The organism is Thalassotalea euphylliae (assembly GCF_042682785.1).
Classification (GTDB): domain Bacteria; phylum Pseudomonadota; class Gammaproteobacteria; order Enterobacterales; family Alteromonadaceae; genus Thalassotalea_F; species Thalassotalea_F euphylliae.
Map to the genome: position 1 here is coordinate 248,539 of NZ_JBHUIB010000003.1, position 16,921 is coordinate 265,459.

General features: G+C 41.7%; 15 protein-coding genes. 9 read left to right on the top strand and 6 right to left on the bottom strand.

The genetic code is table 11. From position 1 onward, the window contains the following. Positions 1–204: 204 nt before the first annotated feature. The 6 genes from tig (at position 205) to ACFSJY_RS08350 (ending at position 8,753) form a co-directional block, all read left to right on the top strand. Positions 205–1,512, top strand: a complete 1,308-nt coding sequence (tig, locus tag ACFSJY_RS08325) for a trigger factor (RefSeq protein WP_386033174.1) — start codon at positions 205–207, stop codon at positions 1,510–1,512. 88 nt (positions 1,513–1,600) lie between these two features. Continuing rightward, positions 1,601–2,239, top strand: a complete 639-nt coding sequence (gene clpP / locus ACFSJY_RS08330; RefSeq protein ID WP_386033176.1) for an ATP-dependent Clp endopeptidase proteolytic subunit ClpP — start codon at positions 1,601–1,603, stop codon at positions 2,237–2,239. Between the two features lie 73 nt (positions 2,240–2,312). After that, a complete protein-coding gene (gene clpX / locus ACFSJY_RS08335; RefSeq protein ID WP_386033179.1) occupies positions 2,313–3,593 on the top strand; it encodes an ATP-dependent protease ATP-binding subunit ClpX in 1,281 nt (426 codons plus the stop codon). Between the two features lie 158 nt (positions 3,594–3,751). Continuing rightward, the gene (gene lon / locus ACFSJY_RS08340) at positions 3,752–6,103 is read left to right on the top strand and encodes an endopeptidase La (protein WP_386033181.1); all 2,352 of its coding nucleotides are present in this window, start codon (positions 3,752–3,754) and stop codon (positions 6,101–6,103) included. 288 nt (positions 6,104–6,391) lie between these two features. Then, on the top strand, positions 6,392–6,664 hold the full coding sequence (gene hupB / locus ACFSJY_RS08345; protein WP_074499445.1) for a nucleoid-associated protein HU-beta: 273 nt from the start codon (positions 6,392–6,394) through the stop codon (positions 6,662–6,664). A gap of 184 nt (positions 6,665–6,848) precedes the next feature. Continuing rightward, positions 6,849–8,753, top strand: coding sequence for a SurA N-terminal domain-containing protein (locus ACFSJY_RS08350; protein WP_386033183.1), 1,905 nt, complete (start codon positions 6,849–6,851; stop codon positions 8,751–8,753). Between the two features lie 127 nt (positions 8,754–8,880). Here ACFSJY_RS08350 and ACFSJY_RS08355 read toward each other — a convergent pair whose 3' ends face one another. From ACFSJY_RS08355 to pspF, 6 genes are read right to left on the bottom strand one after another with little or no spacing between them, the layout of a single operon-like run. Further along, complete coding sequence (locus ACFSJY_RS08355; protein ID WP_386033185.1) at positions 8,881–9,669, bottom strand: peptide ABC transporter ATP-binding protein; 789 nt, start codon at positions 9,667–9,669, stop codon at positions 8,881–8,883. Beyond that, on the bottom strand, positions 9,669–10,661 hold the full coding sequence (locus tag ACFSJY_RS08360; RefSeq protein ID WP_386033187.1) for a peptide ABC transporter ATP-binding protein: 993 nt from the start codon (positions 10,659–10,661) through the stop codon (positions 9,669–9,671). Before ACFSJY_RS08360 ends, ACFSJY_RS08355 begins: the two co-directional genes overlap by 1 nt. Continuing rightward, on the bottom strand, positions 10,661–11,554 hold the full coding sequence (locus ACFSJY_RS08365) for an ABC transporter permease subunit (protein ID WP_386033189.1): 894 nt from the start codon (positions 11,552–11,554) through the stop codon (positions 10,661–10,663). Before ACFSJY_RS08365 ends, ACFSJY_RS08360 begins: the two co-directional genes overlap by 1 nt. Next, positions 11,541–12,572: an ABC transporter permease subunit gene (locus ACFSJY_RS08370; RefSeq protein ID WP_386033191.1), complete on the bottom strand. Its 1,032-nt coding sequence runs from the start codon at positions 12,570–12,572 to the stop codon at positions 11,541–11,543. Before ACFSJY_RS08370 ends, ACFSJY_RS08365 begins: the two co-directional genes overlap by 14 nt. Then, complete coding sequence (sapA, locus tag ACFSJY_RS08375) at positions 12,572–14,182, bottom strand: ABC transporter substrate-binding protein SapA (RefSeq protein WP_386033193.1); 1,611 nt, start codon at positions 14,180–14,182, stop codon at positions 12,572–12,574. The genes ACFSJY_RS08370 and sapA overlap by 1 nt, the downstream gene beginning before the upstream one ends. After that, complete coding sequence (gene pspF / locus ACFSJY_RS08380) at positions 14,172–15,272, bottom strand: phage shock protein operon transcriptional activator (RefSeq protein WP_386033195.1); 1,101 nt, start codon at positions 15,270–15,272, stop codon at positions 14,172–14,174. The genes sapA and pspF overlap by 11 nt, the downstream gene beginning before the upstream one ends. 193 nt (positions 15,273–15,465) lie before the next feature. Between pspF and pspA the strand changes: the two genes are divergently transcribed. From pspA to pspC, 3 genes are read left to right on the top strand one after another with little or no spacing between them, the layout of a single operon-like run. After that, a complete protein-coding gene (gene pspA / locus ACFSJY_RS08385; protein ID WP_386033197.1) occupies positions 15,466–16,134 on the top strand; it encodes a phage shock protein PspA in 669 nt (222 codons plus the stop codon). Positions 16,135–16,168: 34 nt separating this feature from the next. Continuing rightward, positions 16,169–16,396, top strand: coding sequence for an envelope stress response membrane protein PspB (pspB, locus tag ACFSJY_RS08390; RefSeq protein WP_386033199.1), 228 nt, complete (start codon positions 16,169–16,171; stop codon positions 16,394–16,396). After that, positions 16,393–16,839 carry an envelope stress response membrane protein PspC gene (gene pspC, locus ACFSJY_RS08395; protein ID WP_386033201.1) on the top strand — a complete coding sequence of 149 codons (447 nt, stop codon included), beginning with the start codon at positions 16,393–16,395 and terminating at the stop codon, positions 16,837–16,839. Before pspB ends, pspC begins: the two co-directional genes overlap by 4 nt. Positions 16,840–16,921 lie beyond the last annotated feature (82 nt).

Below are 16,921 nucleotides of genomic sequence, written 5' to 3' on the forward strand. Positions count from 1 at the left end.
ATATTTCGGCGATTAACTCGACTCTTGTAAAATCCATGGCTATAATTGCGCGTCATTATTTTTAATCTGAACATCTTTTATTCAGGTTTTTCCAAGCGCAGAACTTGATTTTTCTGGGCTTAACGCAAAATCAATTTTTGATTTCGCTTGGATAGATAGATGGAAAATAAAGAGCGTAAAAAGACGCTAGTTTGAGGTATATAAATGCAAGTTTCTGTTGAGACTACACAAGGTTTGGAACGTCGTTTAACTATTTCTGTTCCTGCTGAAAAAGTAGATGTTGAAGTTAAAAATCGTCTTCGTCAGTTAGCTAAGACACAACGCATCAATGGTTTCCGTCCAGGTAAAGTTCCACCATCAGTTATTCAAAAGCGTTACGGTAAAGCAGTACGTGAAGAAATTACTGGTGAGCTAATGCAACGCAACTTTGTTGAAGCAATTGTTGCTGAGAAGATTAACCCTGCAGGCCGCCCTAACTTCGTAGCAAAAAGCAATGAAGATGGCCAGCCATTCGAATTCGAAGCAACTTTTGAAGTATACCCAGAAGTTGAAGTAAAGGATTTAGAGAAAATCGCTGTTGAGCGTCCAGTTGCAGAAGTGACAGACAAAGATATTGATGAAATGTTCGTAACACTTCAAAACCAGCACAAAACGTGGAAAGAAAACAAGCGTAAGACGAAGAAAGGCGACAAGCTAACTATCGACTTCCTTGGTCGCGTTGACGGTGAAGAGTTTGAAGGCGGTAAAGCTGAGAACTTTGAACTTGAACTAGGTGCTGGCCGCATGATCCCAGGTTTCGAAAAAGAAATCACTGGCATGAAAGTAGGCGAAGAAAAAACGATTAACGTAACGTTCCCAGAAGACTACCACGCTGAAAACCTAAAAGGTAAAGACGCTGAGTTTGATATCAAAGTGAACAAAACTGAAGGCCCAGTGCTTCCAGAAGTAGACGAAGAGTTTGCTAAACTATTTGGTGTTGAAGAAGGTGGTGTTGACGCACTTCGTGAAGAAGTAGCTAAAAACATGGGCCGTGAATTGACACAAGCAATCAAGGCTAAAACGAAAGAGCAAGTTATCGAAGGTTTACTAGAAAGCCATGAAGTAGAATTGCCAGCTGCACTAGTTGCACAAGAAGTTGACGTATTACGCCAACAAGCACTTCAACGCTTTGGTGGTCAAATGGACCCTAAAAACATGCCTCAGCTTCCAGCTGAAATGTTCGAAGAACAAGCTAAACGTCGCGTTAAAGTAGGTTTATTACTTGGTGAAGTAATCAAGCTAAACGAGCTGAAAGTAGATGAAGCTAAAGTCAATGAGCTAATCGAATCTGCAGCTTCAGCATACGAAGACCCAGCTGAAGTAATCGAATACTACAAAACAAACAAAGAAATGAACCAACAGATGCAAAATGTTGCGCTTGAAGAGCAAGCAGTTGAGTTCGTTTTAGACAAAGCGAAAGTAAAAGACAAAAAAGCTAGCTTCAAGGACATCATGAACCCTGAAGCAAAATAAGCTTTTTCGTTGACAATACGCTAAGCAATAGCTTAAATGGCTTGTATGGAATCATATGAGCCATTTTTTTTATACTAAGGAAAATCTGTTGTTTAATTCTCATCTAAACTCTTCCGATTCAGGCAACATCATCGAAAACGCTTTAGTCCCTATGGTAGTAGAACAAACTGCTAAGGGTGAGCGTTCTTACGATATCTATTCTCGTCTGTTAAAAGAGCGCGTTATTTTCCTGTGTGGTCAAGTAGAAGATCACATGGCAAACCTTATTGTTGCTCAAATGTTATTTCTTGAATCAGAGAGCCCAGAAAAAGATATCTTCTTATACATCAACTCTCCGGGCGGCTCTGTAACAGCAGGTCTAGCAATTTATGACACGATGCAGTTTATCAAGCCTAACATTAGTACTGTATGTATTGGTCAAGCCGCGAGTATGGGCGCATTTTTGTTATCTGGTGGTGAAAAAGGTAAGCGCTACTGTTTGCCAAATTCACGTGTGATGATTCATCAACCATTGGGTGGTTTCCAAGGCCAAGCGTCTGATTTCGAAATTCACGCAAAAGAAATATTGTACATAAAAGAAAAACTAAACCGTTTAATGGCTGATCATACAGGCCAACCGTACGACCAAGTAGCGCAAGATACAGACCGCGATAACTTCCTAAGTGCAGAACAAGCGGTTGAATATGGATTAGTTGACGCCATATTAAATCAAAGAGCGGACAAATAAGATTGTTATCCGCTTAATTTGTGAAATACTTATTTGTATACCGTATAAAAGAATTCAAGATTAGAGGTACCGTATGACCGATATTAAAAAAGGTGACGGTGATAGCGGCAAGTTACTGTATTGCTCGTTTTGTGGCAAAAGCCAACACGAAGTACGCAAGTTAATAGCAGGCCCATCAGTTTTTATTTGTGATGAGTGTGTTGAGCTTTGTAACGATATTATCCGCGAAGAAATTAAAGAGATTGCGCCGAAACAGGATAAAGAAGCACTGCCTTCACCTGTCGATATTCGAGCGAGTCTAGATGACTACGTTATTGGTCAAGAGCACGCGAAAAAAGTGTTGGCTGTTGCTGTTTATAATCATTACAAGCGTTTGCGTAATGGTGACTCTCACAATGGTGTAGAGTTGAGCAAAAGTAACATCTTGCTTATTGGTCCTACAGGTAGTGGTAAAACATTACTAGCAGAGACGCTAGCACGCCTATTGGATGTGCCATTTACTATGGCCGATGCAACAACGTTAACTGAAGCTGGTTACGTTGGTGAAGATGTAGAAAATATAATTCAGAAGCTTCTACAAAAGTGTGACTATGACGTAGAAAAAGCACAACGTGGTATTGTTTATATCGACGAAATTGACAAAATTTCTCGTAAGTCAGATAACCCGTCAATTACTCGCGATGTTTCTGGTGAAGGTGTGCAACAAGCACTGTTGAAGTTAATCGAAGGTACGATTGCTTCAGTACCGCCGCAAGGTGGTCGTAAGCATCCGCAACAGGAATTTTTACAAGTAGATACGTCTAAGATTTTGTTTATTTGTGGTGGGGCTTTTGCTGGCCTTGATAAAGTCATTGAACAACGTTGTGAGACAGGTACGGGCATTGGCTTTGGTGCTGAAGTGCGAAGTAAAGACGAAGATAAGTCGTTAACCGAGCGTTTCCAAGAAGTCGAGCCTGAAGATCTGGTTAAATATGGTTTAATTCCTGAGTTCATTGGTCGACTGCCAGTGGTGGCGACATTAAGTGAGCTTGATGAAGATGCATTAATACAAATTCTCCAAGAACCAAAGAATGCTTTAACGAAACAGTTCATGGCATTGTTTGATATGGAAGAGGTTGAGCTAGAATTCCGTGAAGATGCCCTTAAAGCCATCGCAAATAAAGCTATGGTTCGAAAAACAGGTGCACGTGGTCTTCGCTCAATTGTTGAGGGGGTGTTGCTTGATACTATGTACGAGCTCCCTTCGATGGAAAATGCTGCAAAGGTTGTTGTCGATGAAACTGTCATTACAGGTGAATCAAAACCGATAATTATTTATGAGTCTCAGCAAGACCAAGCAGCTTCTGATAGCTAAATAAAAAAAGAGCCGAAAGGCTCTTTTTTTATTTCCTCCGTTGAAAGTTATTTGAATATCCCCATATACTTTTTAACAAAAGCATTTAACCTGTGAAAAGTAGGGCGAGTTCTCATTATTTTCGCCACTGTTCTTCTTATTTTTCAAGAGAGTAATCTATGACCGATGAATTAACTGGTGTAGTAGAAGTTCCAGTATTAGCGTTGCGCGATGTTGTGGTGTACCCACAAATGGTAATCCCTTTGTTTGTTGGTCGAGAGAAGTCTATCCGCAGCTTAGACATTGCGATGGAAAGCGATAAGCAAGTATTTTTGGTTGCGCAAAAAGATGCCGCTGTAGACGACCCAACAGAAAACGACGTGTATAAAACAGGGACGGTAGCATCAATTCTGCAAATGTTAAAACTGCCTGATGGCACAGTGAAGGTATTGGTTGAAGGTGTTAAACGTGCTTCTATCAAACAATTCGTCAATACAGAAGAGTACTTTACCGCAGATATCGAATATATCGCTTCGGAGCAGGTTGATAATGACAGTAGCGATGTACTTGTTCGTTCTGCCATCTCACAGTTTGAAGGTTATGTAAAATTAAACAAAAAAATTCCACCAGAGGTACTTACCTCTCTATCAGGTATCGAGGACCCAGAACAGCTCGCTGATACCATGGCTGCGCATATGCCGCTTAAACTTAATGATAAGCAAAAAGTATTAGAGACTAACAATATTGCTGAACGTCTTGAGTACTTAATGGCATTGATGGAAGGTGAAATTGACTTACTGCAAGTCGAGAAAAAAATTCGTACGCGCGTTAAAAAACAAATGGAAAAAAGCCAGCGCGAATACTATTTGAATGAGCAAATGAAAGCTATTCAAAAAGAGCTGGGTGAAATGGATGATGTGCCAGATGAAGCGGAGCAAACCCTCAAGCGCATCGAAGAAGCACAAATGCCGAAAGAAGCCAAAGATAAAACGATGGCTGAATTCCAAAAGCTGAAAATGATGTCGAGTATGTCTGCAGAAGCTACTGTTGTGCGCAGCTACATTGACTGGATGTGTAATGTTCCTTGGAAAAAACGCAGCAAGCTTAAAAAGAATCTAGCGCTTGCAGAAGAGGTACTTGAGAAAGATCATTACGGGTTAGACAAGGTCAAAGAGCGCATCTTAGAGTACTTAGCGGTTCAACAACGTGTCAGCAAACTTAAAGGTCCTATTCTTTGTTTAGTTGGTCCTCCTGGGGTTGGTAAAACGTCACTTGGTCAATCGATAGCTAAAGCAACGGGTCGTAAATATGTGCGTATGGCATTAGGTGGTGTACGTGACGAAGCTGAGATTCGCGGGCATCGTCGTACGTATATTGGTAGCTTGCCAGGTAAACTCATCCAGAAAATCGCAAAAGTTGGTGTAAAAAACCCGTTGTTCTTGCTTGATGAAATCGACAAGATGGCTTCTGACATGCGCGGTGATCCAGCGTCAGCGTTGCTTGAAGTATTAGACCCTGAGCAAAATACAAGTTTCAACGACCATTACCTTGAAGTGGATTACGACTTATCTGATGTAATGTTCGTTGCAACGTCGAACAGTATGGACATTCCTGGCCCACTATTGGACCGAATGGAAGTTATTCGCTTATCCGGTTATACCGAAGATGAAAAGCTCAATATTGCGAAGCGTCATTTAGTACCAAAGCAAATTGAACGAAATGGCTTAAAAGCGAAAGAGATTGATATCCAAGATAGCGCCATTGTCGGCATTATCCGCTATTACACGAGGGAAGCTGGTGTTCGTAGCTTAGAACGAGAAGTGTCAAAGCTGTGTCGAAAAGTCGTGAAAGAAATTCTATTGAATAAAGGCACCAATCAGGTCGTTATTTCTGATGAGAACCTAAGTGAGTTTTTAGGTGTACAACGTTTTGACTATGGTAAGGCTGACGATCAAAATCGAATAGGTTTAGTTACTGGTTTGGCATGGACACAAGTCGGCGGTGATTTGCTGACAATAGAAACGGCGTCAAATGTTGGTAAAGGTAAGTTAACTTATACCGGCTCGTTAGGCGATGTGATGCAAGAATCTATTCAAGCGGCAATGACTGTTGTAAGAAGTCGTGCAGAAAAGTTACGTATCAACGAAGACTTCTACGAGAAGCGTGACATTCATGTGCACGTGCCTGAAGGTGCAACACCAAAAGATGGCCCGAGTGCCGGTATAGGTATGTGTACCGCTTTAGTGTCGAGCTTAACAGGTAATCCAGTTAAAGCCGATGTTGCTATGACGGGCGAAATCACGCTACGCGGTGAAGTGTTGGCGATAGGTGGATTAAAAGAGAAGCTACTAGCTGCGCATCGCGGTGGCATTAAGACTGTTGTTATTCCAAAAGATAACGAACGTGACTTGAAAGAAATCCCAGATAATGTGAAACAGGACCTATCAATTCACCCTGTGAAGTGGATTGATGAGGTGCTTGAATTAGCGTTGGAACACCCAGTCGAAAAGTGGCAAGTTGGTGAAAAATAGAGCGTTGTAGCTGTTTTCATAGGCTGGAAAGCGAAAAAAGTGCAAAAAAATAGGAAAAAATTGCAAATATCGCTTTTCAAACGCTGAAAACGTGGTAAGTTAAAGACGCTGATAGCGCTAGACCTCAATATTGACGGGGTCTTAGTGGAAGATAATAAGAAAATTATCTAAACATTTTTTCTTTAACTCAGTGCTTGATGTTCAAAAAGAAGCTTGTTATAAAAGTCTCTGCAGGACGCTAAAAACAAAAGATAGCGCTGAATAATAACAATTGAAGGGGAAGACACTGTGAATAAGTCTCAACTAATCGAGAAAATTGCTGCTGGTGCAGACATCTCTAAAGCTGCTGCAGGCCGTGCATTAGATTCATTTATCGAAGCGGTTACTGAAGAATTAAAATCTGGTGAGCAAGTTGCTCTTGTAGGTTTTGGTACTTTCTCAGTTCGTGACCGTGCTGCTCGTACTGGCCGTAACCCACAAACTGGCGCAACTATCGAAATCGCTGCGGCTAAAATTCCTTCTTTCAAAGCTGGTAAAGCTTTAAAAGACGCATGTAACTAATCACAGTTCCATTCGTAGAATTTCAAAGACCACCTTATGGTGGTCTTTTTGTTTCTACGGTTCTGTTTTTGTCTATTCCTAAGACATATTTGTCGCAAATTCCGTTGATGTTACTTCAAGCATAGCGTCGCTTCTGATAGAATCGCGCAAGCAAAAAATACACTGAAGTGTTGAAGAGAAAAAGATGTTAGAGAATATTAGAGAGAACTCTCAAGGACTTGTGGCTAAGATCATTCTTGGCTTCATTATTTTGACTTTCGCCGTTGCAGGTATTGGCAGTTACACAAATTCTGTAGATACCTCTGTCGCTGAAGTTAATGGCCAAAAAATTAGCCAGCAGGCATTCGACCAAGCATACCAGGCTCAGCGTAACCGTATGGTTCAGCAGTTTGGTGAGATGTTTGATACCTTAGCGTCAGACCCAGCTTACATGGCGAATTTCCGCAAAGGTGTGTTAGATAATTTAGTCAATGAAATCTTAATTGATCAAAGCGCGCGTGATTTAGCTATTCGCGTGTCAGATGAGCAAATTAAAGAAACTATACGCACAATGCCGGAATTCCAAGTAGATGGTAATTTTGATAACAACCGTTACTTAGCAGTAATTAATCAGGCGGGTTTCTTCCAGTCTTCAGATTTTCGTGATTACTTGCGCACTGAAATGTCTCGTCGCCAGTTAAGCCAGGCGCTTGTTACTACTGAATTCAGCCTTCCATACCAAACAGAGCAACTTTCAGCGTTACAAAACCAAACGCGTGATATTAGTGTTGCTACCGTTAGCGCTGAGCAATTTAAAGCGACCGTTGAAGTAACCGACGAAGAAATTAATACGTATTACATGGGCAACCAAGCACGCTTTGAGAACCCAGAACAAGTTAAAGTTGAATATGTTGCGCTTGATGTTGATAAATTGTCTCAAGGCATTGAAGCAACAGATGAAGAAGCTGAAAGCTACTACAACGAAAATATTAGTGATTTCCAGCAACAAGAACAGCGCCGTGTATCTCACATCTTAATAGAGTTTGGTGACGACGAAGCAGCTGCAGAGGCACAAGCGAGTGAATTATTAGCTAAAGTTAATGCTGGTGAGGACTTTGCCGAGCTAGCAAAGGCACATTCTGCAGATGCGTTTAGTGGAGAAAATGGTGGCGACTTAGAGTGGGTAGAACGTGGTGTTATGGGCGAAGCGTTTGATGATGCTGCATTTGCGTTAGCTTCGGCTGGTGATGTCTCAAAACTCGTGAAGTCTGATTTTGGTTTCCACATTATTAAATTGACAGAATTAAAGCCAACACAAACAACGCCGTTCGTGGAAGTTAAAGAAGAAATTCTCGCGCGTATTAAAAATGACAGAGCTCAAGAGCAATTCTTTGAACTTCAACAAGAACTTGCGCGCGTTAGTTTCGAGTTTCCGGATTCATTGGATGACGCGGCGGGCGCTGTAGATGGTGAAGTACAAACGTCTAGTTGGTTAACACGTGGTGGCAACCCAGCTCCATTTAACGTACCAGCTGTGATTGATGCTGCATTCTCTGACATTGTGCTTACTGAGAACTTGAATTCAGATATTATTGAAGTGTCAGATACTTTGGTAATGGTTGTACGTGTTGCAGAGCACAAGCCTGCGGCTGTAAAACCGCTAACAGAAGTAGAGGCGCAAATTAAAACACAGCTTGTAAATGAGAAAGCCTCTTCGGAAGCTCAAACGCTAGCAAATGAAATGGTTGCTAAGCTGCAAAGCGGTGAATCTGTTGACTCTCAACTTGCGGAATTGGGCGCAGAGTTCACTGACCATGCTAATACGGCGCGTTTCGGTTCTACACTTGATCAAGCAGTGGTTCGCAAGGCATTTGTTATGCCACATCCTGAAGGAGCTCCAACAGTGGACAGTGCAGAGCTTGCCAATGGTGATTTAGCGATTATTACGGTGAAAGCGGTAACTGCGGGTGAAGCTGCTGTAAATCCAAACTTAGCAGAGCAAAAAGCAAGTCAACTGGCTCAATCTGCGTATCAAGGCTATGTTGATACATTAAGAGCGAGTGCTGAAATCAAGCAACGCCAAACGGTACAAGAAAGTAACGTCTTCTAAGTTACTTGCTTTGACATAAAAAAAGCGCCTACAAGGCGCTTTTTTTATGTATGAACGTTGTGTTTTTTCGTCAAACTATCAGCAAAATAAGGTTTGCTTGCCAATCTCTCTATTGAAAGTGCATTAATTAATTCAGTTTTTGGGTCATTTGCAGTTTCTGATTCATGATCAATTTTTTAGTGTACTTATGTTTTGGATTTTTTAAGACACTACTGGTACTGCCATATTCGACGACTTTCCCGTCAGATAACACCATTACTTCATCGCTAAAGTGACGAACGATACCTAAGTTGTGCGAAATCAAAATAAACGCCAAGCCCATTTGTTGTTGTAGGTCGAGTAGCAAATTTATCATTTGAGAACGCAGAGAGGGGTCCAGAGCGGCTAAAGCTTCATCTAGTATAACTACTTGAGGCGAAAGAATGATCGCTCTTGCCAGCGCTATACGTTGCTTCTGACCACCAGAGAACATATGCGGATAAAAGTTCATATGTTCGGCTAAAAGGCCTACTTTGAGTAATGTAACTTTAATGAGCTGTTCTCGTTCTGCTTCATCCAAGTTTGTATTAATTTTCAATGGCTCATCCAGCAACTGACCTATGGTTAAACTAGGATTAAGCGTTGTTGCAGAATCTTGAAAAATCATACGAATATGTTGGCAACGTTGCTTAAAATTGCCAGGCTCGAGATGTTGACCGTTTAATTTTATTTTGCCTGTTGTGGGATGCTCTGCGCCAACAAGCAGTTTGGCTAAAGTTGACTTACCACTGCCCATTTCACCGACAATGGCGAGTGTTCGTTGCGCTTCTAGTTCAAATGATAAAGCTGAAAGGGCAGGGATATCCTTTTTTTTGAACCAATCCTCCTTGACGCGATAGGTCTTACTTAACTCTTGGACTTCCAGTAAAACAGACATTAGTAAGTATCCTTTAACGAAAAGTGGCAACTGACTTGGTGGCCATGATAGCTTTTCACTTTTGGCGCTTTTACACAGGCTTGCTGCGCGCGAGGGCACCTGGGTCCTAAACGACAGCCAATAGGCAAGTGCTGCAGGATTGGAATACTTCCTGGTAACGCCATCAAGCGCGATTTTGCGGGCAAGTTGCTATTTGCATTCAAGCTACTATCCAGAAGAGCTTGTGTGTATGGGTGGAGCGGTTTGTTAAAGATTTGATCGGTAGTACCCGCCTCTACAAATTGCCCTGAATACATCACGGTTATGGTGTTTGTCCAGTGAGTAATATTTTCCAAATCATGGCTAATTAGCAAAATAGACATGTTTTTTAGCTGATTTAAGCTAGCGAGTAATCTAAAAATTTGCCCTTGGTTGGTACTTTCCATTGATGCCGTTGGTTCGTCAGCAATGAGCAGCTTAGGTTGACGAGCAAGGGCCATCGCTATCATTACCCGTTGACATACTGCCTCGGTTAATTGGTGAGGGTAACTTTTATTACATATGGTGTGTTGCTTAATACCAACCTTATGAAGCAACTTTATTGCTTCTTCCTTTCTTTGTTTTCTGCGTTGCCAAAAGTAGCCACTTAAACCCTCGGTACCGATAGCTTCTTCAAGTTGTTCACCAATAGGAGTTGTCGGATCAAGACATGACATGGGCTCCTGAAAAATCATCGCCACGTCTTTCGTGATGATTGCTTTTCTTTCCTCTATTGGCAGATGTAAAAGCTCTTTGCCCTGCCAATGAAAACGATCTGCACTTACTTTCCAGCGCTCATCATCTAAAACCCCCACAATTGCTTGAGCAAGTAATGACTTTCCGGAACCAGACTCTCCAACTAGGCCACGTACTTCGCCTTCTTTCATCGATAGACTTACTCTATCGACAGCAAGCGTATTTTCGTGCTTGCCAATGAGCTCAATAGAGAGGTTTCGTATATCGAGCAAATTCATTAGCTGAGTTTCCTTTGCTTGATTGCATGGCGAACACCTTCACCGACTAAGTTAGTCGCAACTACTGCAAATAATATTGCTAGCCCCGGCAGATACACCGTCCAAGGGGCGAGATAAAATAAGTCAAACCCGCTTGCCAACATAGCGCCCCATTCTGGAAGAGGAATAGGGGCACCTAAGCCCAGAAAGCCCAGGGCAGCTATATCCAAAATAGCAGCTGATTGCGCAAATGTGGCTTGGCTAATAATACGCTCAATGATATTTGGCAATACAGTGTGATTCAGAAGTCTTATCGATGAAGCACCATCGAGCTTTGCTGCGAGAACGTAGTCTTTTTCAAACTCTTCTTTTACTGCGTTTCGGGTAATGTGTACAAACTGAGGAATGAGTACCATCACGATCGCCCACAATGTATTTTCAAGACCTGGGCCCAAAATCGCAACAATAACGATGGCGAGCAAAAGAGATGGAATAGAAAGAATTACATCGAGAAAATGATTAAGAAAACTAGAACGTACACCTTTGGTTAGTGCAGCAAGGGAGCCAATAAGAACGCCAATTGTCATGGCAATGATAACAACAATAAAACTTAAACCAAAGGTTAGTGAAGTACCGTGCATTAGACGAGAAAGCATGTCTCGGCCTAGATCATCAGTCCCCAGTAAGAACGACACATTTCCAGCATCATCCCAAGCAGGTGGTAGCATCGCCATGGCGACGTCGCTTTCGACAGAGGAGTGTGGTGCAAATACCGGGGAGAATATGGCGATAAAAATAAGAAAGGCATAGGCGCCTAAACCTATCATAATGCTAGGAGTTTCTCTAAAGACAAGCCAAAGTTGGACGAGTGGTGAGGGAAACTCTTCTTCTAAGTATATTTTATCGCGAGCCATATTTTGCTCCTCGCGCTAATGGATTCAATGCTGCGTATGTATAGTCAGTAATGATATGAACAATAAAGATAAAGGTTGAAAGCACCAATAAACCACTTTGAATAGCGGTATAATCGCGTTGATAAATACTTTCTATTAACCAGCGTCCAATTCCGGGCCAATTAAAAATAACTTCTGTAATCATTGCAAGAGTGATTAGGTTCGCAAATTGAAGTCCAATATGTTGCACAACCTTTATTAACGCGTTGCGAATAGCATGTCGAAAGATGATTTGTGCAAAGCTTAACCCCTTTGCTCTTGTCGCTTTGATGTAACTTGTCTCTAATACCTCTAGCATCGCACTGCGTGCTAGGCGAATAAAAATGGTGGCAGGCGCAATAGCTATGACGGCAGCTGGCAAGATAATGTGTGCAAATGCATTCTGTAAAGCTTGCCATTTGTAAGGTGTGTCACTCAAGAGTACATCGACTAACATCAAGCCGGTGACGTGCTCAATTTCATACAGAAGACTTATTTGTCCGCCAGAAGGTAGCCACCCAAGTTGAATAGAAAATGTAAGAATGGCAAGTAGTCCGAGCCAAAATACAGGGATTGAATAACCCACCATGGCAACGGATAAAATGACATGATCGACAATTTTGTTGTGGCGGATAGCAGCGACAAAGCCGATGGGTATACCCACTATTGTCGCAATTAAAAAGGCAAATAGGCTCAGCTCAATGGTCGCTGGTAGCAATCTCAGTATTTCATCTGCAATAGAGGATTGAGTCGCCATAGAAATACCCAAATCACCGGAAAATATATGAGATAGGTAACTAAAAAACTGTACTACGATGTTGCTTTCTTGCTGGTAGTCTTGCGCTAATATCGCGAGCTGTTCTGGAGTTGCATTCAACTGACCTGTTAGGTTGATCAGCTGTTCACCTGGGAACATATAGGAAAGACTAAAGCTGAGAATACTAAGCAGTAAAATCGTAAAAATAAAAAGGTTTAGACGCCTCAAGGTAAACATTAACATTACTGCTTACTTACCTCCGCAAAACTAATGCCGCCGAAAGAGCTTAAAAGTCGACCTTTTACATCTTTATGTCGCGCTTGATAACGTTTTGAGTGAGCAAGCGGCAATATCGGCAATTCTTCGTGAAGAATATTCTGTGCTTGCCTATAAAGACTTGTTCGCTGACTAACATTTGTCGTTTGCAATGCCAGCTCAATCAAACTGTCAAACTCTTGATTACACCACAACGCTCGGTTACTGCCTGTTGCGACGGAGCTACAGCTGAGCAGTGGACTAAAAAAGTTGTCAGGATCTGGATGATCGGCTGACCAACCGAGTAAGACACTTTGATGTTCTCCCTCACTCACTCGTCTTAAAAATGTCGCCCATTCATAAGTAACAATATCGACATTGACACCAATTTGGCTTAAATCAGCTTGAATGATTTTTGCCATGGTTAAAGCGTTTGGATTGTACGCGCGCTGGACTGGCATTGCCCAAATATCGAAGCTTAGTTCTTCATCGTAACCTGCTTCAACCAATAACTGTCTCGCTTTAATTGGAGAGTATTCAATATCTGTAATGGTATCGTCATGCGCCCAAGAATTTTTAGGGAGAATTGATTTGGCAACTTCGGCTTGGCCTGCGTATATTGCCTCAATAATAGCTTCTTTGTTAATTGCATGAGCTATAGCTCTTCGTACTAGAGGGTCATCAAATGGCGGCTTTTCTGTGTTAAAACCCAAATAGCCGATATTGAACGAGGTCACTTCCTCCAACAACAAGTTTGGATTTTCGGTAATTTTATGTTGTGCGATAGGGTAGGCGATAACATCACATTCGTTAGTCAGCAGCTTGGTTAAACGGCCCGTGTCACTTGAGGTAATGTCGAAAACTAACTGCTTAATTTTAGCTGGGCTATTCCAGTATTGATCGTGTCGATAAAAGCGTAGTAGCGAGCCCGCTTGATATTCTTTCAATTTGAAGGGCCCTGTGCCTATAGGTAAGAGGTCTATATCTGATGCTTTATCTTCAGCGAGTAAATTATCTGCATATTCTTTCGATAAAATAACCGCGTAGTCCGTTGCCAGGTTTGCGAGAAAAGAGCTGTTTGCTTGTCGAAGTTTAAACCGAACGGTGTACTCATTAATTTTTTCTACTTCTTCAATACTGTTGGAAAACTGTACGTTTTGAAAAAATGGGTAACGACCACCTGATACCTGATGATAGGGGTTTTCTTTGTCTAGGATTCGTCTGAAGCTAAATACTACGTCATCGGCATTGAGGTTACGAGAAGGCCAAAAGTAGTCTGTTGTATGGAATGCTACGTCTTTTCTTAAGTAAAATGTGATCATTTTACCATCGCGAGTAACATGCCATGATTTGGCTAGTGCCGGAGCGATGCTGTTGTCACCTGCGTTAAAGGTAATAAGTCTGTCGTAGATTTGGTTCGCCACGGCATCAATAGTTGTGCCTGAAGTCACGGTTTGTGGGTTAAAAGAGACAGGTGAGCCTTCAGCACAGTACACTATGCTGTTTTGCGCAATTTCTTGATTTTCAACTTCACAGCCAGTCAGTAACACGCAAGCTGTGAGTATGCTACCAAATGAAATGCGTTGACTAAGCTTCATCTAATCCATTTCCATCTAATAGGTTGTACTTTTTCAAATAGCCTCTTAATTGATGGTACGTCAGTTCTAGTGCTTCAGCTGTTTTCTTTTGATTAAATTGACATGATGCTAACGCTGATTTCAATAACTTTATTTCATAATCTTGCGATAAATTCTTCAACGACACGGGGAATTCTGGAGCAGCTTCTTGAATTGGTGCCATTTTCAACGGTGTATCTGCCACAGGTGCACTGGTTGTATGCGTGTCTGCTTGCTCAGGTGTTCGCTCGATAACACGGTCTTGTGTTTTAACTCGCTGGGTGGGGCGGTAAGGAGACTCAAACGGATCAACAACAAGTTCATGAACAGGTAAGTGTGGGTTGTTACAGCGATATACGCTACGTTCTACCACGTTCTTTAATTCACGAATATTACCAGGCCAATGATACTCGAGCATCGCGCGCTTGGCTTTCTCCGTAAAACCGCTGAATAATTCGAATTCGAGTTCACGAGCCATATTGATGGCGAAGTGTTCAGCAAGAATGAGGATATCTTCAACTCGCTCTCTCAATGGTGGCAAAGTAATTACATCAAAGGCTAAACGATCCAATAAGTCTGCTCTAAATTCGCCTTTGTCAGCCAATGTAGGCAAATCTTCATTGGTCGCAGCAACCAGGCGAGCATCTGTTTTTATTGTGCGGGAGCCACCTACACGCTCAAACTCTCCGTATTCAACAACACGGAGTAATTTTTCTTGAATCAGCCCGGAAGTATTCGCTATTTCATCAAGAAATAAGGTCCCTTTGTCTGCGCGCTCAAAGCGTCCCTCGTGGCGTTTGTTGGCGCCAGTAAAGGCACCACTTTCGTAACCAAATAGTTCGCTCTCTAATAAGTTTTCATTTAAAGCAGCACAATTCAGCTTTAAATAATTTTGCTCCCATCGTTTAGAAAGATAGTGTAAACGAGCGGCAACCAGCTCTTTACCGGTGCCTCGCTCACCAATAATTAACACAGGTTTACTCAGTGGCGCTATCTGAGAGATTTGTTCTAAAACTTCCAGAAAACTATTTGATTGTCCTATCAAATTGTCTTGTTGTTTAAATCTCGCCATGCTGATCCTAATTATTAGTTTATTTCGCTAACAAATAGTGTATTTTATTAACGCACTCGATAGAAGTGTTTTTACTAAAATTAATAAAATATATAAAAAACAGTTGTTTAAATGCGTTGTGGCAGGTTGGCGTAGTTCATGAATATAACAACACCAAGACAAACAATACGCTAATTAAATTGAGGTAGATGTTATGGGTATTTTTTCACGGTTTACAGACATCATTAATTCAAACATTAATTCATTACTAGATAAGGCTGAAGATCCAGAAAAGATGGTTCGCCTTATCATTCAAGAAATGGAAGACACGCTTGTTGAAGTGCGCTCAAGCTCAGCAAAAACTCTAGCTGATAAGAAAGAGTTGGCTCGTCAAATAGCGCGTTACCAGAAAGACGCAGAACAGTGGCAGGAAAAAGCAGAGCTAGCATTAAGCAAGGGACGTGAAGATTTAGCACGTGCAGCATTAGTGGAAAGAGGTAAGGCCGCAGACAGTGCAGCAGCACTGGAGGATGAGCTAGCACACGTTGATGAGCATATCGCAAAGCTTCAAGACGAGATTACACAGCTACAAGAAAAATTAGCGGACGCTAAAGCGCGTCAGAAAGCAATCATTATGCGTGAAAAAACGGCGAGCAGTCGTTTAAAAGTGAAGCGCAATGTTGATAGCAATAAAATTGACGATGCGTTGAGCCGATTCGACCGCTACGAGCGTAAAATTGACGATTTAGAAGCGCAGGTGGAAGCGCATGACCTAGGCAGTAAGTCTTTGTCAGACGAAATTGCAGAGTTGGAAAATGATGAAAATATTGATAATGAGTTAGAAGCACTAAAAGCTAAGCTAAACTCAAAAGAAGAAAAATAATTCATCAGCATAACGTCGAAGAAGGAGAGGTATCGTGGAAGAGATTATTGTAGCCCCGTTGATCATTTTTATGCTGATTGTTGCGCCAATATGGTTAATTTTACATTACCGTAGTAAGCGCCAGATTAGCCAGGGCCTGAGCGAAGAGGAATATACGCAACTGTCTGAACTTGCGGAGTTAGCTGACAAAATGTCAGACCGTATTAAAACGTTAGAAGCAATTTTAGATGCGGAATCACCTGATTGGAGAAACAAGGTATGAGTGGCAGACGAAAAGGCGAGTTATATCGCATTCCGAGCCAAGGTAAAATAGCTGGAGTGTGTGCAGGGATTGCAGACTACTTCAGCTGGGAAACTTGGTTGATCCGTATTTTGGTGGTATCTGGTGTTTTGTTTGGCATGCCATGGTTAGTGTTCTTATATGTTGCTGCATGGTTTATCTTGGATAAGAAGCCTGCGACAGCCGCAGAAGCCGAAAGCAAAGAACACGGTTTTACTAGCAAAAAGTCAGAACCGAAAAGTGACGATATCGACTCCGAGCCAATTAAGGTTAAAGCGAGAATTTGGCAGGCAGGAGAACCGCCAAAACAAGCATTCCATGATATTCGACGTAAGTTTACCAATATGGAAAAGCAGCTTCGTACTATGGAAAGATATGTGACATCCCCAGAGTTCACTGTATCTCGGGAAATCAATAAACTATAAAGCGACTCATAGAGTCGCTTTATTTTTCCCATTAAATACTTGTTATCTATCGGTAAAAACCGATACCATCGAAATCAAAATA